18 protein-coding genes are annotated in these 20277 nt (G+C 60.6%); 7 read left to right on the top strand and 11 right to left on the bottom strand.

Annotated features, from left to right (window positions below):
* Window positions 1–26 precede the first annotated feature (26 nt).
* From ACNJX8_RS18480 to ACNJX8_RS18470, 3 genes are all read right to left on the bottom strand, one after another.
* Window positions 27–1451: a multicopper oxidase family protein gene (locus tag ACNJX8_RS18480; RefSeq protein ID WP_439410346.1), complete on the bottom strand. Its 1425-nt coding sequence runs from the start codon at window positions 1449–1451 to the stop codon at window positions 27–29.
* 124 nt (window positions 1452–1575) lie between these two features.
* A complete protein-coding gene (locus ACNJX8_RS18475) occupies window positions 1576–1899 on the bottom strand; it encodes a hypothetical protein (RefSeq protein ID WP_128941252.1) in 324 nt (107 codons plus the stop codon).
* Window positions 1900–2074: 175 nt separating this feature from the next.
* Window positions 2075–2200 (bottom strand): hypothetical protein, encoded by a 126-nt coding sequence (locus ACNJX8_RS18470; protein ID WP_256477618.1) that lies wholly within the window; start codon window positions 2198–2200, stop codon window positions 2075–2077.
* Between the two features lie 878 nt (window positions 2201–3078).
* Here ACNJX8_RS18470 and ACNJX8_RS18465 point away from each other — a divergent pair.
* Window positions 3079–3690, top strand: a complete 612-nt coding sequence (locus ACNJX8_RS18465; protein ID WP_245473306.1) for a DoxX family protein — start codon at window positions 3079–3081, stop codon at window positions 3688–3690.
* A gap of 76 nt (window positions 3691–3766) precedes the next feature.
* Window positions 3767–4525, top strand: coding sequence for a class I SAM-dependent methyltransferase (locus ACNJX8_RS18460; protein WP_128955748.1), 759 nt, complete (start codon window positions 3767–3769; stop codon window positions 4523–4525).
* Here ACNJX8_RS18460 and ACNJX8_RS18455 read toward each other — a convergent pair whose 3' ends face one another.
* Genes ACNJX8_RS18455 through ACNJX8_RS18440 form a run of 4 tightly spaced genes read right to left on the bottom strand, consistent with a single transcriptional unit; the run spans window position 4526 to window position 8473 of the window.
* Entirely contained in the window at window positions 4526–5308 is a 783-nt protein-coding gene (locus ACNJX8_RS18455) for a glycosyltransferase family 2 protein (protein WP_206734265.1), read from the bottom strand.
* Complete coding sequence (locus ACNJX8_RS18450) at window positions 5272–6351, bottom strand: radical SAM/SPASM domain-containing protein (RefSeq protein ID WP_091889672.1); 1080 nt, start codon at window positions 6349–6351, stop codon at window positions 5272–5274. Before ACNJX8_RS18450 ends, ACNJX8_RS18455 begins: the two co-directional genes overlap by 37 nt.
* Entirely contained in the window at window positions 6348–7721 is a 1374-nt protein-coding gene (locus ACNJX8_RS18445; protein WP_439361611.1) for a hypothetical protein, read from the bottom strand. The genes ACNJX8_RS18450 and ACNJX8_RS18445 overlap by 4 nt, the downstream gene beginning before the upstream one ends.
* On the bottom strand, window positions 7718–8473 hold the full coding sequence (locus tag ACNJX8_RS18440) for a TIGR04282 family arsenosugar biosynthesis glycosyltransferase (RefSeq protein WP_439361610.1): 756 nt from the start codon (window positions 8471–8473) through the stop codon (window positions 7718–7720). The genes ACNJX8_RS18445 and ACNJX8_RS18440 overlap by 4 nt, the downstream gene beginning before the upstream one ends.
* 333 nt (window positions 8474–8806) lie before the next feature.
* On the opposite strand from ACNJX8_RS18440, the gene ACNJX8_RS18435 reads away from it, so the two are divergent.
* Together ACNJX8_RS18435 and ACNJX8_RS18430 are read left to right on the top strand one after the other, a co-directional pair.
* A complete protein-coding gene (locus ACNJX8_RS18435) occupies window positions 8807–9952 on the top strand; it encodes an acyl-CoA dehydrogenase family protein (RefSeq protein ID WP_439361609.1) in 1146 nt (381 codons plus the stop codon).
* 82 nt (window positions 9953–10034) lie between these two features.
* Window positions 10035–10880, top strand: coding sequence for a phosphate/phosphite/phosphonate ABC transporter substrate-binding protein (locus ACNJX8_RS18430; protein WP_439361608.1), 846 nt, complete (start codon window positions 10035–10037; stop codon window positions 10878–10880).
* Window positions 10881–10901: 21 nt separating this feature from the next.
* Here ACNJX8_RS18430 and ACNJX8_RS18425 read toward each other — a convergent pair whose 3' ends face one another.
* Together ACNJX8_RS18425 and ACNJX8_RS18420 are read right to left on the bottom strand one after the other, a co-directional pair.
* On the bottom strand, window positions 10902–11933 hold the full coding sequence (locus ACNJX8_RS18425) for an Rv1681 family radical SAM protein (protein WP_439361607.1): 1032 nt from the start codon (window positions 11931–11933) through the stop codon (window positions 10902–10904).
* A 1266-nt stretch (window positions 11934–13199) separates the two neighbouring features.
* Window positions 13200–14123 carry a Ku protein gene (locus tag ACNJX8_RS18420; RefSeq protein WP_439361606.1) on the bottom strand — a complete coding sequence of 308 codons (924 nt, stop codon included), beginning with the start codon at window positions 14121–14123 and terminating at the stop codon, window positions 13200–13202.
* 545 nt (window positions 14124–14668) lie between these two features.
* Between ACNJX8_RS18420 and ACNJX8_RS18415 the strand changes: the two genes are divergently transcribed.
* From ACNJX8_RS18415 to ACNJX8_RS18405, 3 genes are all read left to right on the top strand, one after another.
* Complete coding sequence (locus ACNJX8_RS18415; RefSeq protein ID WP_439361605.1) at window positions 14669–15118, top strand: hypothetical protein; 450 nt, start codon at window positions 14669–14671, stop codon at window positions 15116–15118.
* Between the two features lie 2 nt (window positions 15119–15120).
* Window positions 15121–15849, top strand: a complete 729-nt coding sequence (locus ACNJX8_RS18410; RefSeq protein WP_439361604.1) for an SOS response-associated peptidase — start codon at window positions 15121–15123, stop codon at window positions 15847–15849.
* 123 nt (window positions 15850–15972) lie between these two features.
* Entirely contained in the window at window positions 15973–16233 is a 261-nt protein-coding gene (locus tag ACNJX8_RS18405) for a hypothetical protein (RefSeq protein ID WP_439361603.1), read from the top strand.
* A gap of 63 nt (window positions 16234–16296) precedes the next feature.
* Here ACNJX8_RS18405 and ACNJX8_RS18400 read toward each other — a convergent pair whose 3' ends face one another.
* Together ACNJX8_RS18400 and ACNJX8_RS18395 are read right to left on the bottom strand one after the other, a co-directional pair.
* Window positions 16297–18138 carry a UvrD-helicase domain-containing protein gene (locus tag ACNJX8_RS18400; RefSeq protein WP_439361602.1) on the bottom strand — a complete coding sequence of 614 codons (1842 nt, stop codon included), beginning with the start codon at window positions 18136–18138 and terminating at the stop codon, window positions 16297–16299.
* Entirely contained in the window at window positions 18135–20273 is a 2139-nt protein-coding gene (locus ACNJX8_RS18395) for an ATP-dependent nuclease (RefSeq protein WP_439361601.1), read from the bottom strand. The genes ACNJX8_RS18400 and ACNJX8_RS18395 overlap by 4 nt, the downstream gene beginning before the upstream one ends.
* Window positions 20274–20277: the final 4 nt, after the last annotated feature.

The raw sequence follows: 20277 nt of genomic DNA, 5'->3' as shown, positions 1-20277 counted from the left end.
GTTTCTCCTTCGCAAGAGCGGGTTGGTTATGCAACGCGCAGCACCGTCATCATTCCCGACACCTGGTGGTCGGTGACATGGCAATGCAGCATCCAGTCGCCGGGATTGTCGGCGACAAAAGCGATCTCGATCGTCTCTTTCGGTCGCACGAGAACGGTATCGGCCCATTGCCGGTACGGCACCGGTGCACCGTTGCGGCTCAGGACGCGGAAGCTGTGGCCGTGGAGATGCATAGGATGCCACCAGGCGGTCTCGTTGCGCATCGACACGCAGCTTCGTCCGCGCCGCAGCGTAAGCAGCGGCGGCATCCCAGCGTGACCGTCGCCTGTCATGGAATGACCGTTGATGGCCCAGCTGGCTTGGTTGCCCATGCCCATCATTCCGCCCATCCCCATCATGCCTCCGCCACCCATCATGCCGCCCTGCAGCCGGAGTTCGCGCAGTTCGGCGTTGGTTAGGTCCGGCTCTGGCAACGGATTGCGCGGCAAACGGAGCGGTGAATCGAGTGGATGCGCGCGGAGCGGCGGCTCGTCTTTGTAAGCGAGTTGAGTGAGCCAATAGGACAGGTCGTCGTAGAAATCGTCGACCACGCGGTATCGCCGTCCCGGTTCACCCTGCATATCGAGGATAAGGTCGACGCGCATTGCGGGAGCAAGAAGCAGACGCCCATTGTCCGGCTCATGCGGTTCGCAGGGCTGGCCGTCGATCGCGACGATTGTCGGACGGTGGCCCTCGAACCGTAGGGCCATGATGCGCGCGAGCGAGGTGTTGACGAGGCGGAGGCGAACGCGTTCCCCTGCCCGTACCGGCTCCTCTTCCGAGACGACGCCGTTTACCGTGACCGTGTTGCCGACGCGCCCGGACATGGCGGCTTCCATGCCGTTGCCGAATCCGGGCGCGATCTGCGCGTTGGATCTAAGCCGCCAGTCGCTCAACACCCAAACAAGGTCGCGGTCGACCGGAACGGGTTCCGGCTCTTCAATAATCAGAGCACCGGCCAGGCCACGGCCGAGTTGCTGCAGGCTGTCGGCATGCGGGTGATACCAGAACGTGCCGGCGTCGGGCGGCGTGAATTCGTAGGTGAAGGCTTCGCCAGGCTTGATCGGCGGCTGCGTGAGGCCGGGAACGCCGTCCATGGCATTCGGCAGACGTATGCCGTGCCAGTGGACGGTCGTATCTTCCGGTAACTGGTTTCGCACCACCAACCGAACGGGCTCGCCTTGGCGGAGCCGGATGTCGGGACCAGGGATGCGATTCCCGTAGCACCAGACATTTGTTTCCGTGTCAGGCGAGCCAACGAGGGACACGCGACCGGGCGCCGCGGAGAGCTCAATAACCTTGGGTTCTACCGGTGCGGCTCGCGGTATTCCCGGGAACAGGGCGGAGGCCGCAACTGCGGTACCGCCTAGCAGCAGTGCGCGACTGATCGTCGGACTCAAATCGGAATGCATGAAAGCCGATCCTGGACGTTGATCCGATGCCCGTGGCCAAGAGCCCACGTGCGTCATCACGATGCGCTGTCGATGCGGTGGGCATCGCGCGCCAAAGGTCAACATCGCGACCAGCGATGCGCCTTTAGTTCAGTACGGCAGGTCTGGGAGGATACGGGTCAGGCGGGATCGTATGCCCCGCAAGAATTGGGCTGAAGCAATCTCGCGCCGTCTCGACCGAGGACAGCTCAAACAGCGGTCCAAAGACGGGCAAGGCCACGAAACTTCCGCAAAAGGCGGAGCATGCCGCGGCCGTCATGGCCTTCTGATCGTCGCCGCAGCCGTGACATTTGCCTTTCATCGGCATGTCGGTCGCGGCAGCCATGACCATGCTCACGTCAGCATGCGCAGCACGTATGCCATGCGGAACCAGCCCCACGATGAACGTGAGCGCCAGCAGCAATCTCATGGCGCGGCCGAGCTTCTCCAACATACGACTAAGATAACGGCCAGCGCCGAGAATAGCTAGGCCATCGGCAGGAGCCGCAAGATCAACCGGCGCTGCGGTTCACGGGTTTGTGAGCCCGATATTCTGCCAGTAACAGGGCTGGCTTTCGATCCCCATCTGCGCCCGGTGGCACTGCTTACGGTCCCGAGAGGTATTTAACGAGCGCCGCAATGCCGAGAATGAGAAGGATGAGGATGAGTACTCCGATCAGACCCATCCCCCAACCCATGCCACCCATCATGTTCATCATGCCATCCATCATGCCTCACACTCCCTAAGTAGCCCGATGGCTTGGCTCGTTCATCATGCGCAGCATTGCCGGACCGCCGGTCCTTAGAAATCTCCAGACAAGCGCAGTTGCTAGCGCGAGAACGGCGATATTCAACACGGTGGTGTAGATGAGTGCGATCGATGCTTCAGTCGTGGCGGGCCACACCGCGGCCCAGTCCATCACAAAATAGTGGCTGATCGCGAAAGATCCGGTCGGAAACCCATTTTCAAGTAAATAATGCTGATGCCGGCATGCCGCGCTGCAGCCAAGACGCGAGCTGTGGGCGCAATGGCGTTCCGGATGCCGGAAATGTCGACGCCCGCAAGCGCGAACATCCCGCCCTCAGAGCCAAGTCATTCTGCATATCGACAACGATGACGGCGCTCTGTGGGTTGATGGAAAGAGCCTCAGGCTTCGCTTCGATAACGATCTGCCCGGATGATCGCATTTCGTCGTCCCCTTGAACGAGCACTGAGGGTACGCCTGGAGCATCGCGCCGACAATCCACATAGCGCGTCGCGAAACGCCACTGATACAACGTCCGCACCTGGACCTGGCCCCAACTTGGACCTCTGGCGCGGTCCGCTATCGTGCCCACTATCAGGAGTACGCCGAACCTCATATGCGCCTTGATCTCCGGCTGGAAGCTGACTACGCGGATCGCCACCCTTGGTCTCGGCTTCGCGGATGAGGCGTTTCAGGCGCTGGCTACAGCCAGTTGCTCCGACGGACAGAGCGCAGCGAAGTGAACCCGCGCACGCCGAGACGGAGTTGCGGACGCGGACACTGTGGAGTTACTGTGCACTGCTCCGGAGCATGCGCCTATGCCCACAAATCCCTTCATCGATATCGGTCATTTCCTGAGTGCGATGACGGGCGACTATCTCAGTCTCGGAAACTGGCGCTATCTGATCCTGGCGCTGTTCTGGGCACTGCTATTCGCCAGCATTGCAGTGGCCTTGCGGAATTGGCAGGAGGATTCGGAGCAGCGTACCGGCCGACATCTCGGAATCTGGCTGGTTCGGGTGCTGGTCGGCTGTATGTGGTTTCAGGGCATGTTATGGAAGCTGCCGCTACCTCTGTCGGGCGGTCTGCAATACTGGACCGAACAGGAATCGACCAACGCGGCGTTCGAGTTTCACCGCAGCTTCATGAAGGATGTCGTGCTCCCGAACATGTCCATCTTTGGGCCAATCGTCTTTGTTGCCGAGCTGGCATTCGCTGGGTCGATGATGCTCGGGCTTGCGGTGCGATTGCTGGGCGTGCTGGCCATCGCCTATGTGCTGCAGCTCTGGCTCGGCCTGTATGGCAATTCGTCCGAGTGGCCGTGGACGTACATGTTTTTGGCCATGCTGATGTTCCTGTTCACACTCGATGGCGCCGGCCGCAGTCTCGGCCTTGATGCCTGGTTGCGCCGCCAAATCCCTGCGGTGCGCGACGGGAAGGGATTAATCGGCAGGTTTTTCCACATGGCGGGGTAGTTGCGATCGTGTGAGTGAGAGAGTGACGACGTTGAGCCAACCTCGTGAACTCACAAGAGCCGAATGGCCGCACGAGATGCATGGCGGGCATTTGATCGCTCTATTTCGCGCAGCCTTGCTTCTTGCGGTGCTGGGCCCAACTTGCGCGTACGCGGCCGATATCGGTTATCTGGCCCCATCAGGGGTCTCGGCATCGGAGTTCCCCTCGCCCCAGCGCCCGGTTGCGCCGATTGTCAGCCCAGGCCGCTCCGACGAGAGGCACCGTGACTCCCTGGATGAGACCGGCGAGATTGCTCGGCGTCTTGTGTTGAAGCCCGGCATGACGGTCGGTGATATCGGCGCCGGCCGTGGCTACCACACGGTTCGGCTCTCGCCCCTCCTCGCCTCCAAAGGCTCCGTCATTGCTGAGGACGTCACCCGAGATTACCTCATCGAGCTCGCCAAGCGCGTCGAGCGTCTTCGACTGACAAACGTCACATTAGCGCTGGGCGAACCGCACGACCCACGCCTGCCCGCCTCCTCGCTGGATGCCGCCATCCTCGTGCACATGTATCACGAGATCGCCCAACCCTATGCCTTTCTCTATAATCTCGCGCCTGCCTTGAAACCGGGCGCGCGGATCGGAATTGTCGACCTTGAGCGTCCGACCTCCGAACATGGCACGCCAATTGAGCAGTTGCGTTGCGAAGCGAGCGCCGTCGGTTATCGCGAGATCGCCACATATCAGCTCGCAGGCGATGGCGGATACCTCGCTGTCTTCTCCCCGCCGAATAAGGAAAATCGAAAGTCTCCCCGGGATATCGTTGCCTGTGAAGATCGCGCCGGCACGCACTGACTAGCTCCTCTTGCCGTGGTCTCGCAGCTCGAACGCGAGACGAACAAACGTCGCCGAAATCGACCAGGCTGCCTTGATGCCGGCGATGAGATTGCCGGAGACCTTCGACACTCCGCCGATTCGGCGCCGCTGTCCGACAGCGATCTCAAGCATCGGTACACGCGCCGCGGCGACCCGCATCAACATCTCCAGATTCCAGCCAAATGTCTCTTCCTTCATATTGAGACGTATGAGCGCATCCCGCCGGATAGCGCGAAACGGCGACAGATCCGTGAAGTTTGCGCCATAGACGAAGCGCAGTAGAAGCCTGCCGACGTGGGCAGCGATGACCTGCTGTGGTGCCAGGCTGCCGGGCTCACGTGGGCCGCGAACACGCGAGCCGAGTACGAAGTCGGCTTGCCCAGCAATGATCGGCGACACCAGATCAGGAATGAATTCCGCAGGATCGCTGCCGTCGCCGTCGAGGAAAACCAGAATGTCGGCGTTATCACGCACAGCGGCGATGCCAGCCTGGATCGCGCGCCCGTAGCCGCGCCGCGGCTCGACAATTACGCGCGCTCCGGCGGCCTCAGCGCGCTCGACCGTACGATCTCGCGAGACCCCGTCGACCACGATGACCTCGCTTACATTCTGGCCGAGCACCGCCGTCACGACCCCGCCGATGGCCGCTTCCTCATCAATGCAGGGAATGATCGCCGAAACCACCGGCCGGCGCTCGCTCTGTTCGCTCTCCTTGATCACCTGGCTCACAGGCTCCAGCGCAGGCCGCAATTGGCGCAGCACTTGGGTGGCTCGTCTGACAAGAGCGCTGCCCGAAAGTGCTGGTAGGCGGGCCCATTCCAGATGTCCCGCAGGGCCTGCTGCCGGGCATGACCGAGGGTGTAGTTGTCATAGCCATGCTGCGAGAACGGCGCGATACAGCATGGCAGCGCACGGCCATTGGCCGTAAAGTACATCAGCGACCATGGCCGCCGGCAGAGCGACCATGGCGAAAGGTCTCCGCCACCCTTGAGGCTTAAGCTGGGCTCGCTCGTTGCGCCTGATGCGCTGAAGGTCATGCCAAGGGAGCGCGCGAGCTCCTCAGCCTGCTTCAGGTACGCCGCTTCCTCCTCCGTCAGGCGCTCGAACAGCGCCTGATCCGGCCGCGCCTTGCCAATGGCGGATTCATCGAAGAATACGAGCCGTTGCAGATAGACTTCCTTGACGCTGATCTCCGCCGCAATTTGCACAAAGGCCGGAAGCTGCTCGACAGTCTCTCTCAGACCGGTCAGCCAGAAGGATACCAGCGGCTTAGAGTGGCCCTCCCGCTCCTGTAGTTCGCGAAATGCTCGCACGTTGCGGATGATGCGGCCGAAATAATCTCTGCCGCGGATCGCCTTGAAGCTCTCGCGATTTGACGCGTCGAGAGAGACGCGCAGTTCATCAAGGCAGGCGTCGATCAGCGCACGGCCGTTGCGCTCACTGAGAACCGTTCCATTTGTGTTGAAGACGACATAAACGCCACGATCCTTCAGGTATCCGACCATGCGGGGCAGATCAGCGACCAGCATCGGCTCGCCGACGCCGTGCAGAACCGCCCGCGCAAGACCGGGGACCTGATCGACAATCGATACGAACAAGTCCCAGCTCATGTCCGCCGGCGGCTCGAGCTGCTCGTAGGTGCGCGGGCAAGTGGTGCACAAAAGATTGCAGCGGTTCGTCACCTCCAGATAAAGGCAGACTGGCGGGCGCTGGGCGACCTCGGTGCGCTCGCCCGCGACCGACTCGTGGTAGCGGCGCGGGTCGAACGGCGCGTGAGGGTTTTGCGCTTCGCGGGAAAGGCTCATTGCAACAGCCTTGCCTCTATGGTCCGCGGCATGCGGGTCCTCCAGACGACGAAGGCCCAAGCCAGCAAAAGACCTCCAAACAGGATTGATTTGCTTACCACCCTTGGAATGTAGAAGTCCCAGTCGAGTTGTTCGGATAGCAACAGCGCTCCGATCGAAACGACCCAGGTGGGCGCGGAGCCGCACAAGGCGGCAAACGGCGCAACAATCAGAAAATACCAGGGGTAGTTGGGCGACCACAACAGGAAAGCAAGAAGCAACAGCATGTTAATGTCGGCAACACGCGACGCGATGCTGTGATCAGAGCTGCGGGCAACCGTGAGCCCCTTGAGCATGAGGACTAGCCCGGCCAGTGCCACGTAGACGGCAACGTCGCGCTCATGCTCGCCGAACACAAGCCGCCAGAGCGACAACAGCCAGATATCGTTGCCGGCAACGATCCCCTCTTGGTTGAAATAGCCCTTGGTCAGGAACCCGAGAACGCCCCAGCCGACCGACAGATAAGGAAGGTAACAAAGCGCGATGACGGCGATCACAACGAGCGGCATTTTAGGGTCCCACGGCCGCCAGATCCCGGCGAGCACCGGCGCCGCATACGGTTTCACCAGCGTCGATAACGCGATCACGGCGGCCCCGCGCAGAGCGGAGCCGGTCAGGGCAATCCATAGGCCCAGCAGCACCAGCGCGACCATGAGCGCGTCGACGTGGCCGCTGTTGGCGATCTCCCACAGCGGCAGCGGATGCCAGAGATAGGCGATCACGAGCGTCACCGGGCGGTGCATGCGCCGCAGCAGCAGCATGATCATCGTGACGGTGACGGCCTCGCACCCCAACAGTGCGAGGCGCATCGTCGTCACGCTTTCACCAATCCGCGTGACAACGAGGAAGAAAAACTGCGCGACGGGAGGATAGATGGTGACGGCAGAGTCGGCCCGGTTGATGTGCGGCAAGATCGCCCCGTCGCGCAGCGATGCCAATGCCTCATGAGCCGGGAAATAGCGGTACGGATTGATACCTGCGGCCTGAACCCTGCCATCCCAGACATAGCGATAGATGTCATTGGACAGAAGGGGATCGAACGCCAGCACATAGGCTCTCAGAACGATCGCCAATCCAAAAATGAGCCATAGCGCGCGATCGGGTGGAGCCTGTTCGGCCATACTTGTCGCGAAGATCGTCAGCAGACCTGCAAGAATGGTCAGAGCAATGAAGGCATTATCACCGGCTGCCTCGAAGGCAAAGGGGGTCACCAGAGTGAGACCAAGCAGGATAACGCCAATACCGGCCAGCCGATGAAGCGGAGGCATTGTGGTGACCGAGCGCGCCAGTCCACCGAATTGACTCGCAATGGTTCCCGCAATTGGCTTCATGGGTCTATCCGCTGCGCAGCCTTGAGAAAAACTCGGCTCGCCCGCGCCAGACCACCGCCGCGAAAGCGCGCCGAATTGCCGGCCAATTCGTCCTTAAGCCAAGTTAGCCCTTCAATGTCGTCGATATCGTACCATTCCGGCAGCAGTATCGTGGCAAGTCCGATCTCGGCGGCGCGATCGCATGTGCTGCGAGCTACAGTCTCCGTCCCCCATGCGATGCGCGTGAATAGCTGCCGATGTGGGCGCTTTAACCCAATGAGGTAATAACCGCCATCGCTTGCTGGCCCGAGCACCATTCTGTCGCCGGGCTCGCGAAGAGCTTCGATAGCCCGGACCAGGAAACGGGCAGGAAGGGTTGGGCTGTCGCCATTGACGAGCAAAACGCAGTCGTGTCCGTCGAGGAGATCGCGCGCGGCACCGAACAGCACATCTCCGAGATCGTCACCGACTTGCAGCAGAAGCCCGAACGTTGCGGGAAGCAGCTCCCGCATGATGTGCTCGACCCCCGCGGGCGCATAGACACCATAGCCGCGCCTGCCGAGGCTCTCCGGGACCGTGTCGATGGCGTCGGCGACGTCACGCAGAAAGCAAGCCGAGAGCTCCGAGGCGGCAACCGCGCCAATAGCCGTCGCAAGCCTGGTCTTTGCGCGGCCAGGCTGCGGCGCCTTACAGATGATCCCAATCGCCGCAACGCTCATAGCAGGAGCCGGGGCCGCGGGCGATCGGCCGGGATTGCGATCAATTGCCGCCACGCCAGGCAAACCTCCTTACGCAATCGCCGGTCGCTCGCAGCGCTTTTCGCGACAGCGGACCAGCGCCGCCCCCTGCTGCGATGATTGTCTCCGCCGGCCGCAGCCGGAACAAGCAAAAGGTGCGACCGACGTCTAAAAAATATCCTCCGGGTGACGTAACCAGATCGCTTTGAGCGGCGTAATAATTTGGGGGTACTTTGGCGGAGAAACCACAGCGAGTATACGGAAGCGGTTGTGCCGCACGCTGAGCGTTCCGACCCAACAACATCCGCTGCAGTGCAATACAGCCGCCTGCAGCTAGTTCAATTCGACCGAGCACGACGGAGGGCTGTTATGGACCACGAGACTGCAGTTTCGCAGGCCAGGGAGATCGCCGACCGCATACTGGCGCCGGCGGCACGACAAAACGACAAGGATGCTCGATTTTCGTCGGAGGCAGTCGCGGCGCTCGGCTCGGCCGGACTGCTGGGGATGATGCTGCCCACCGAAGTCGGCGGCTCGGCTCTCGGACCAAGGACCCTCGCTGCCATCATTGCGACGCTTGCGGAAGCGGACGCGTCGGCCGCGATGGTCTATTTGATGCACATGTGCGCCACCGCGACGATCGCCGCGGCCCGTCCCGGTGCAGCCGTCGTGCAGACGTTGAAAGATATTGCAGCCGGTCAGCACCTCACCACGCTGGCATTCAGCGAAGCCGGATCCCGCAGCCACTTCTGGGCGCCTGTGTCGCGAGCGATCCGTAGTGGCACCAATGTGCGCATCACGGCCAAGAAATCGTGGGTGACGAGCGCCGGTCACGCGCAAAGCTATGTTGTCTCGGCGCTGGCTCCTGAAGGGAAGAGTCCGACCGATTCAACCCTTTACCTTTTCGCCGCTGGTGCGCCTGGACTGTCGGTCGCCGGCCCTTGGGATGGTCTCGGGATGCGCGCCAACGCTTCCGCGCCGATGATCCTTGAGGACGCCGAGGTCGGATCGAGTCTTCAGCTGACCGACGACGGAGCGGGCTTCAAGGCGATGCTGGAAATCGTGCTTCCGCTGTTCAACCTCGGGACATCGGCAGTCGCGCTAGGCCTTTGCCGGGCCGCCGTGGCGGGGACCACAGCTCACCTCAAGAGCGCTCGCTTCGAGCATCTGGGCCAGACCCTCGGCGAGAGCCTGCCGACGCTTCGCGCGCAACTTGCGACAATGCAAATCGACACTGATGGGCTCGCCGCGCGCGTCGACGATCTCGTCGGTCACCTCGAGCGCCCCCGAGATACCACCATGCTGCGCGTGCTCGAGTGCAAAGCGTCGGCGGCTGATGTTGCTATCGGCGTCACTTCGGCGGCGATGCGGGTGTGCGGAGGTGCTGCGTTTTCCAAGCATCTGGCCATCGAGCGATTGTTCCGCGATGCCCATGCAGGCGCGGTCATGGCGCCGACGGGCGATGTTCTGCGTGAATTCATCGGCAAGGCCGTGTTGGGAATACCGCTGTTCTGAGCGCAGCAGGGTTGCCCTGCTGGCCGCGCTCGGATCGCGATTGATCGCATTTGAAATCAGGCGTGACAGGCGAGGAGTAATCATGAGCCAGACGATCTGGATAGGTGCCGTCGCATACGATCCGAAGGTGGTCAGTATCTGGGAGGGCATGCGACGCTACTTTCACGAGGAGGCGCATCTCGCCGTCGAGGTCGTATTGTTTCAGAGCTACGAGGCCCAGGTCGCAGCGCTGCTGGCTTTGCCGGGCGAGCGGCTGCCGCGGATCGACATCGCATGGAACACGAACCTCGCCTATATCCAGGCCGATGCCTGGAGCGACAAGCGCTGCCGCCCGATCGCGATGCGCGACACCGACGTCGGCTGGATGACCAAGATCGTTGCGGTCACCGGTGGGCCGGTCGCTACGCTTGGCGATCTCAAGAACCGGACCCTGGCGCTCGGCAGCCGCGACAGCGGCCATGCGGCAATCCTCCCGGTTTATTTTCTAGAGCGCGAGGGACTGATTGAGGGGGAAGACTACCGAACGCTGCGCTTCAACACGGACCTCGGTAAGCACGGTGACACGGGGACGAGCGAGTCCAACGTCGTTCGCGCGGTGCTCGACGGCCGCGCCGATGCCGGCGCAATCGGCAGCCCATTCTGGAACGCGGTGCGTACAGAGCGTCTGGTGCCGGAAGGTGCGCTGACCGAAATCTGGACCTCGCCGCCATATAATCACTGCATGTTCACTGCCCGATCCGATCTGGACCCCGCGTTGGAGCAGCACTTTGCCAAAGCACTATTCGCCATGAGCTACGAAAACCCGACGCATCGCGCTGTGCTCGAGGCCGAAGGGCTGCGCCAGTGGATAGCGCCGCAGCTTGCAGCCTACGCCGAATTGCGGGAAGCATCGGCGCAACAAGGCTTCTTAACGCGCCCCTCGGCTTAGCGATAGAGAGCTCCGCCCCTATCAGGCGCAATTGAAGATCATTGCCAACCGGCGCTGATGCTCATTTTCGCGATCAAAGGCACGGCGCACGGCTGCAAAGGATTCGGCGAGCGGAAAGATGTCGTGGCTGACCAGCAGGTCCTTATCCTCTGCGCCGACCGGATGCCAAAACACGCCTTCGGCGGTAATCGTTACTTCAGGAACCAGATCCGCCCTAGCCAACGCAATGCCCTGTGTGGCGGAGCCTCGCAGGACAATCCGCCGGATTACGCGATTCTCCTCGCTGACGTGATGGGCATCCAGGAAGCTGCGGAATTCCTCGGCTTCCGCGTCACTTGACACCGTCGCCGCCAATCGCACCCGGAATCCTTCGGCGCACGCCAGCTCAACTCCTCTCAAGGCGCGTGCCCAGGTTCCCTTTCCACGGTGGCCGTCGTGGCGCTCCGGCGTCGGACTATCCAGGCTGATCTGAAATGTTACGCGCTCGCGCGGCAATGAGCGCAGCGTTGCGAGCCGACGTCCGGCAAACAGCATGCCGTTGGTGAGGACCGTGGTCGGCGCCGCCGCCGCGCATGCGGCAAGGATCTCGCCGATATCTGGCAACATGAATGGCTCGCCGCCGGTCACAAAGATTTCCCCCACACTGAGCTCGGCCGCCTCGACAGCGATACGTCGCACGCGCTCGATACCAAGAGCCCGCCGCGGAGCTTTGGGTGAGGAGCGCACGCAGCAGTAATCGCAGCTTAGGTTGCAGTCGAAGTTCGTATAAAGCCATAGACGAGAGCCGACTGGCCGATCTTCGACGCTTTGAGGAGCCTCTCCGTACCGAACTACCCAGCGGGTGCGACCTTGTTCGACCGCCACGTCAACCAAACTGTTACGGGTGAAGCGACACCATGCCTCAAGGTCGGGGCCGATGCTTGGATCGCCGCTGATCAAGGCCACCAGGTCGCCCTTACGGCTGCGGCGCAGCGCGTCTATCAAATCAGCCAGGAGGCCCGAGGCAAATGTCTTGGTGCCGGCATCGAGTTCGAGCTTAGCGGCCGTTCTCATAAGGCGATAATATAGGTTTTGCCCAAGGAAATCCAAAGCGGTGTTGGATGGTCGATCAGACGTTCGCGTCTACAGCAAGGGTGTCGCACCAAAACCGATTTCATCAGAAGGCAATGAACAAGGACAATCCAGAGCGCAAGCTTGCTGCGCCGATCGGCTGGGATGTCTTTCCGCCCACAGGCATTCTGGCTTCTCATCCTCTACCAACTGCTCGACCGAGTCTGAGTAGCTGTTTTGGAATATCCGGCCAGGACGTGGCATCTCGAGATGACCACCGTTTCTTTCTTGCGAGCACGGATGGCGTCCAGGCTTGACCGTCGTCGCACTCCTGTGATGGAGGCGAAGCCACTCCGTTCAATGATAACGGAATACGGATTTGCCCCTCACCGTCGATCACCACCTCCGCTGCGCCAGCTTCCTTGGCGGCGCGGATCACGCGAGCAATTTCACCTTGAGTGATCTTGGCAGGACGACGCGGCATGGAGCGCACTAGAATCCCAGTGCTCGTCAGAACAGTGATGAAATGGGCCAGACGGATTTAGCTGGCTGACCGCAACTAGAGGGCTGGACACCATAGCGCGAAAAAGATGCGGCCTTCAGGCTGCGTGCGGTTATCTCTTTAGGGCGGCGCACCACTTTCCAGTAGGTTACGACGGCGAATAAGTGCTCTTCGAGTAGCTTCAAAAAGAAACTATCATATACTTCAATGACTTACGCGCTTGGTGCGCTCGGAGGGCGCTCGCATTTGCTGTTATTTCAATAACTTATCGCAGTCGTCGAGACGAAAGGTCCAGATCAACTGCTAAAGGAGCCTTTCAGCTCTGCCGTACGGACCAACACTTCGGTGGACATGGCACCCTCGTCTTCAGCTTGGAAGTCTTCGAATTTCTGCTGCGGTCTCAACAGGTATTCCGACAATTAGCAGCCTTTTAGCTTCTGAGATCACTACAGAATTCGCTCTTGTCGGAATGATGTTCGAGCTGGCTGCCGACTGGCGGCACGGCACTCGGACTGCCCCTTGGCTCGACAGCCATCACACCTCAGGTTTTCAAGCGTCGATTGAGGTTCCACACGTCGAAACGAACACTGGCCGCGATCATAAGCTTGGAGAAGCGGTACGCCTGTCAGCTCCTCAGTTGCGCGATGAGGTTATCCTGAAATGCGGGATCGGCCGCCTCGCGAGCCGGATGAGGCCGCCATGGAGAGGCGACTGGGCCGCTGCGCGACCGAGTCCGTCGGTGCCGCCGGTGATGAATACGATGGCCATTAGGCCGACTTTTGCTGCGGCCGAGCCGCCGCCTTCTTCGCCGCTGCCTCCTTCGGCTTCTTGCCTTCGATCGGCATTAGCATTTCCTTTTGCCCGGCGGAGGCCTTCTTCGGCTTCTTGGCCGGCTTGGGCGCCTTCGCCGGCGGGCCCTCCTTGCCAACGGATCGACGGAGAGCTTCCATGAGATCGACGACGTTCGTCGCCGTCGGCTTGGACTTCGGCGTGATCGGCTTGCCGGCGCGCTTCTGGTTGATGAGATCGATCAGCTCGGTCTCGTAGTGATCCTCGAATTTCTCAGGCTCAAACCGCCCGGCTTTCTGGTTCACGATGTGCTTGGCGAGATCGAGCATGTCCTTGGTAACCTTCACGTCCTGGATCTCGTCGAAATACTCGGCCTCGCTACGCACCTCGTACGGATAGCGCAGCAGCGTGCCGACCAGACCTTTGTCCATCGGCTCAAGCGCGATGATGTGCTCGCGGTTGGTCAGCACCACCCGGCCGATGGCCACCTTGTTCATCTCGCGAATGGTCTCTCGGATCACGGCGAAGGCGTCGTGCCCGACCTTGCCGTCAGGGCGGATGTAGTAGGGTCGGATCAGGTAGCGCGGATCGATGTCGCGCTTGTCGACGAACTCATCAATCTCAATGGTGCGTGTTGATTCCAGCGCGATCTCCTCTAGCTCCTCTTTCGTGACCTCGATGAACTGATCTTTCTCGACCTGGTAGCCCTTGACGATGTCTTCGTTCGGCACCTCGTCGCCGGTGTCCACATCGACCTTCAGGTACTTGATGCGATGGCCGGTCTGCCGGTTGAGCTGATTGAAGGAAATCTTCTCGCTCTCCGAGGTGGCGGGATAAAGCGCGACCGGGCAGGTCACCAGAGACAATCGCAGAAAGCCTTTCCAATTGGCGCGCGGTGCCATGTACGCAGAACTCCGGTCTTGGAATACCTGACTCAAGACGAATGGAGGCGCCGGGTTCCGACAAGCCAGAAAGCCCACTGCACGTTTTCTACGGAAGGGTATCGACTCTTTCGTTCCTGTTATGTTCTAATTGGGGTATGTCTGATCGACCCGCGAGCTGGCGCATGCCCAATCCGAAGCAGATGGAAAAGATGGCCGCTGCTGCCCGCCGACATTCGATGCGGCTCCCTGGATTGGCTCCTGACGCCGATCTTCCGCCGGAATACTGGCAGGCTCTTCTGGAAGACGCTCGCGTCGAAACAGGGCCGGCTCCCTCCTTCCCCAGAGCGCTGCGGCTAAGTCAAATTCCTCACCATGTCTTGCGGGTGGGATGCCGCCGATGCGGCAGGCTGGTCGAGATCCAGAAGGTAGACGCCACACGTGTGTACGGTGCAGACGCGATCTGGAAGGAGCTCGGCAGGCGGCTATTGGACAATACCTGCACGCATCGGACAGGGCGTTACGAAGAGGATGGCTGTTGGCCAACGTTCGACTAGGCACGGCGAATGGCCCCGAAGCACCATCCAACACCCCTTTCCGGGAGCGGCCGAAAGGCTCTCGGGAAGGAGCTCAGCAGAGCCCGTGCGATGACCGCGATCCTCGGCTCGCAGTCGGCTGAAGCCCGCGCCAAAGGCGAGGCACTCATCCGTCAGGCCGACAAGCTGCTTTGCGAGTCGTGGAACGAAAAGATGTGGGCCGATGGAGGACCGATCGATCCGTCCCCCACCATCGACCAAGCCGTGAACGGCGGATACTCCTGGCTCGAGATTGAGTGCTCGCGCTGCAAGACGAAGCGGGACGTCGACTTGGCTGCGCTGAGTCATCCCCCAACAACATTGGTCCAGGACCTCGCGAGCCGGCTTCGTTGCAGCAAGTGTGCTAAGGCCGGCCGACGGCCCGCGGCCACCCTCCTGCAACTGACAAGCCGTCCCCGCCAGGCACCGCCGGAGACCTGAACGTGTGCAACCTCTACTCGATGACCAAGAACGTGGACGCGATCCGCCGCTTGTTCGACGCGCTCAACAGCAGCGTCGGCAACTTGCCGAGCATGCCAGGCATTTTCCCAGACTACCCGGCCCCGATCGTCCGCAACGTGCCACACGGGCGTGAAGTCGCCATGGCGCGCTGGGGTATGCCGTCTTCCTCGGAAACGCTGGTGCAAGCGGCGAAAAAGCGAGCCGAGAAGCTCCAGGCTAAAGGCAAGACGGTCGACTTCAAGGAATTGCTGCGGATGGAGCCGGACGGCGGCACGACCAACATCCGCAATACCAGTAGCAAACATTGGAAGCGATGGCTCGGGCCGGACAATCGCTGCCTGGTCCCCCTAACTTCGTTTTCCGAGTACGACACCGTGGACGGGAAGAAGGTGCCGGTGTGGTTCGCGCTTGACGAGTCTCGCCCCCTCTCCGCTTTCGCGGGCATCTGGACAAATTGGACATCCGTGCGGAAGGTTAAGGAAGGCCCAGTGACAGCCGATGTATTCGGCTTCCTGACCTGCGAACCTAACGCGGAGGTGAAACGCGTCCACCCAAAGGCAATGCCAGTGATTTTGACGACCGCCGAAGAATACGACACCTGGCTGCGGGCGCCCTGGGATGAGGCCAAAGCGCTGCAACGCGCTCTTCCCGACGGCATGCTAAACATCGTCGCCACCGGCGAGAAGGAAGATCCACCGGCCCCAGGGTAGGTTCTACACAGGCCTGCGGAACACGTGGACAAGCTCAGACTCCGCAAAATGGAATCCCTGCCCCGTGCTAAGCGCGCGGAACGAGCAAGGGACGAGAGGATTCGTCCGGCAGGAGCGATCTTCATGCTGATGACGAGAGAAAGAAGGCCGGGAATCCGAACCTCGCGTGGTTGGGCGATCTCCGTACTCCAAGACGCAGGTGCCGTCCGTGAATGCGAGGAGCATGGTTGGATGAAAGATCGTGCCGACCCTCAAGCCCGCGACAGAGCGCTGGAAAACGCGAAACAATATCCACCGGTGGGGCTGTCTGCTGACCAAGCCGCGGCCGAGATTCGGGAGGTGCTGGAATCGTTCGGCGACACTTGTCCCGAGTGCCCGCCCTGAGAACGGGCTCGGTGAGCTTGCTCATAGAACCTGGTCCGCAGAGCGGATGCGCACCAGATGCGGCTACATTGCAATTCGGCGGACGCCAACCGGTGCGAGCAGTTCTTCGATCCATGCAACAGGCTGCCCTCGTTCACGACATAGCGTGAAAAAGGCGCGTTGTTTGGCTCTGGTGAACGCAACGAAGAACGAATTTAGCTCCTCGAGCCGGTCCGGCGTCAGACTCCACCAAGTCTGATTGTCGAGGCCGTAAAAGATCATGGTGTGAAACTCGAGGCCCTTGCTTTTGTGGATCGTCATAAGCGCCACTTGGCCGAGACCCTCGAATTCATCGAGAACGGATGGCCAGTCATTGGCGACTTCGACGCATTCCCGCAACAATTCGACAAAGCCTTCCCAAACCCGGTTGAAGTCAGCTAGACGGCGATAAGCGGGAAACATTTGCCTGACGACGGATACTCCCAGGAAGTCGAGAGCACGGCCGGCGGCGACTGCGGCGGTTTCCGCGTTGGGTTCGAGGGCCCGCATCTCCTTTCGGAGTTCTCGAACGAACTGCGTCAACCTCTGCTGAACCTTGTCCTGAGCAGCCTCATCAGCCGGGTCGACGGCTGCGAGAAAGTGAAGACTTTGGAGCGCCTCGTTCCAATGTTGCGAGCTCCGATTGGTTGAAGCCAATCGTAGGAGCGGAAGAAGTAGTCCAGTGAGGTCTTCACCAAGAAGATCCTGGATGGCGATCTCACCTACGTTGCGAGCGGCGTTCCGCAAGCGCAGTCCCCGTTCTGCGAAATGCGGCGACAGGTTCGCTTCGACCTCGTTCGCGCGCATTCGTACCAGAATGGCCACGTCGTGAGGCCGAACGATGTTGGCCTCGACTTGACCCGCGATCCAGTTTGCCAGCCCTGCAGCCTCGCTTTCCGTTGTTTGGAATTCCCAAATGGCTGCTACGTCTCCATCCACTTCAAGCCGGCCCCTTGCATCCGGAGGCTCGGCGTGAGGGTCAATTTTGCACGCAATTGCGTGCTGGACGCGGACGAGGTCGGCGTGCGACCGCCAGTTCGACAGCAGAGCGATGCGGCTGGCGCCGAACTCCTCTTCAAACTTTTCGAAGGCATTTGGCATGGCACCCGCCCACACCATGATTCGCTGCTTGTTATCCCCCACCGCAGTGAACTTCGCATTGCTGCCCTCGAAGGCAGCTTGCAGCAATTCGAACTGCGCATGCGTGGTGTCTTGGAATTCATCGAGGAAGACGAGAGGGAACGTCTGTTGAAGAGCTTTCTTGATCGCTGGATTCTCCCGCAGCGTCAGGTCGACGATCCGGTTGATCATTGCGAACGACAGGAGCGTCTCCTCGTCCCGATACTGCTCCCGCCAATAGGCCAACACCGCTCGGCCACGTGGTGTTTCGGGATCCTCATCAAGCGGCAAACGGGTGCGGGCGATAGCGGTTTCGAGCTGAACGGCGCTTATTTGGTTGAACCCGTGCCGATCGAGAAATTCGGCGTAGTCGTCGCGATACGGGAAGACGATTTGATAGTCCTGGAGCGGCCGATATGGACGCGGCACCGCGGGCCGGAAGCGGTCGAGAAGATTCTTGGCAAACGCATCGAACGTGAACGAATTGAAGCGCCGCGACTGTTCCGGGGGACAACGGCTCTCGACGCGGGCCGAAAGGTTTCGTGCAGCGTCTCGCTTGAAGCTGATCGCCAAAATGCGCGTTGGGGCGCGACATAGACCCGTTTGTAGAAGATACGCGGCCTTCTGGGCGAGGAACTCGGTTTTCCCGGCGCCAGCCCCAGCCGTGACCAAAACGCTTCGATCGACTTCGCGAAGCGCTTCCCATGCGCGCGGTTCAAGGTCATCGACGCCCTGCGGCCGCCAAGTCTCGGGATCGACGAAGGTCATTCCTCGGCGCCATCCAGTCCGAGCCGCTCCTTGACGCGATCGATCAGCGCCGCGATTTCCGGAGGCGGATCGCCGGCCAATTCCACTGTATCGATTCGACTGAGCGCTGCGAGGTGGGTCTCTGGCTTGCTACTATTAAGAAAGAGATATGGGTACCAGACGAACTCATCATCATACGCGTCGCCGTAAAGGGCCGGATTTCCTCCGGTCTTGAGTGTTACAGCCTTCTTTTCCCGGATCGCCTCTGCCGTGCGGCGCGGGCCGCGGCCTCCTGGATTGACCATCTCATATTCGGAAAACCGCCGCAGCATGGCAAAGTCGAGATCGATCGGATGGGAGAAATAGACACCATGTCGGCGGAGTAGCTGGACCCACTCTTTGTCTTCAAAATCATCGAGGAGGTCCCCATCGTCCAGCGCATCCAAAGCTTCCTGATCAATCTCGCCAAGATCGACATCGATTGCCTGCAGGTTCGCAACTGCGTTCCGGATCGCCTTGGCACCGCCGTGAACGCGCCCCAAGTCTAGGTCCAGCAAAGTTGCGTGTGGGATGTGCAAGTCGGTCAACAGCTTCCAGAAGTGCCCCACATACCTTCCACCAAGCGGCACAATGGCCACAAATGATGGGTCAAGGGGAATTCCCTTCGCTTCGGCGATGCGAGGAATGACGATGCGCTCGGAATCGCCTTCGCACAGAATGACAAACCTAGCGAAATACAGTTCCGGATGCGCTCGTACAGCGAGCCGGACGTAGCGGCTCGCATCCTCATCGTCGGTCGGAAGTGTAAGTTGCCGAACTACCGTTCTGCGAGAGGGACGGACAAGCCGCAAATAACGAACCTCAGCGGGCTCGATTCTGCTTAGGATCGCCGGCGAATGGCTGGATAGAAATACCTGAGCGGCCTCCAGCGCTCCTATGTCCCGCGCCTGAGCGACGATACGGGAGAGGAAGAACGGTGAAAGGCTGTTTTCAGGTTCTTCGATGACAAGCAAGGTCAGAGCGGCGCGCTTGAGCTTTTCCTGATCGAATGAAGCCTCGCCAGGCGGCAGCGCGAATGCATCCTTCTCAACCTCCAGCGTCGCTGCGGTCAGCGCGATATGAAACAATGATCGCTGTCCATCACTCAGATCTTCAAGCGAACGTTCCCGGGCCGCGTCATCCGGATAGAACGCGAACTCAGCTTTACGCACCAGTTCTTCAAAGCGGTCCTCGACGAGACGCAATGCCGGGGTGCTGTCCGTGTCGGCCTCATGAATTTGATTCCATCGCTTCGTCAAGCGCTCGATCACAAATCTCAAGGGTTCCTCGCGCTCAAAGGCCGTCTGAATTGCTGCCGCTGTGTTTGCGGTGTTCGTGCGGAAGTCGGCTGACCACTTGGCAGCCTGCCAGAGGCGCCCTTTGAGCAGGGCAGTGACCTGCGTTGCCGCGTCGCGTGAGGCTGGGACATAAATAAGCTGGATAGCACTGCGCTCTCCGCCTTGGACTCTCTTGCATTCGTCCCACTCGTACTCGCCGTTGAGCGTCGTTACCCAGCGAACGTCTTCATCGACGCTTCCATCCGGCGTTCCGTCATCCGTCCAGGTCGCCTGAAGGCGAATTCTGACCTTTAGCGGCTCGCCCGGTGCCGATGCTGCCATCTGCAGAAAGAATTCGGGAACGGCGTCACTGTATGCGTCCAGGTCCATTCCTTCGAGTTCTGGAAACGCCAGAATGCATTCGATAATCAAAGTCGTGCCTGAGGAAAGCTCTTCCTCGTCTGGGCCGATATGGAAGTCCTGGCGTCGCACGACCCGCTGGCTGGGGGTTACGCCGAATAATCGGGACAGCGCTTGGAAGGCCGCGGTCTTCCCGGAGCCATTGTTTCCAACGAAAGCAGTGACCCCGGGTTCAAATCTGATCTTTCGGGCTGGCCCGAAGCAACGAAAGTTCTTTATCCAGACGCTCTTGATCTTCACCGGCAACACCTCCCCAGCACTCAACCACAAATGGTAGGGCACGACAGGTGCCAGATCAACTGGCTGCGACAAAGTCGGCCGTTGCTTGAGGAACCCAAGCCCTGATTCGCGCATTGCGGAAAGAATAAGGAAGTCGTTAGCAATGGCGAAAGCAAAGAAGCAAACCAGCTGTGGTCGCAAGCAA

The sequence above is a fragment of the Bradyrhizobium sp. SPXBL-04 genome, assembly GCF_051853035.1.
Taxonomy (GTDB): Bacteria; Pseudomonadota; Alphaproteobacteria; order Rhizobiales; family Xanthobacteraceae; genus Bradyrhizobium; species Bradyrhizobium zhanjiangense.
The sequence above is the reverse complement of the archived record's forward strand: the minus strand, read 5'-3'. Positions and strand labels throughout refer to the sequence as shown.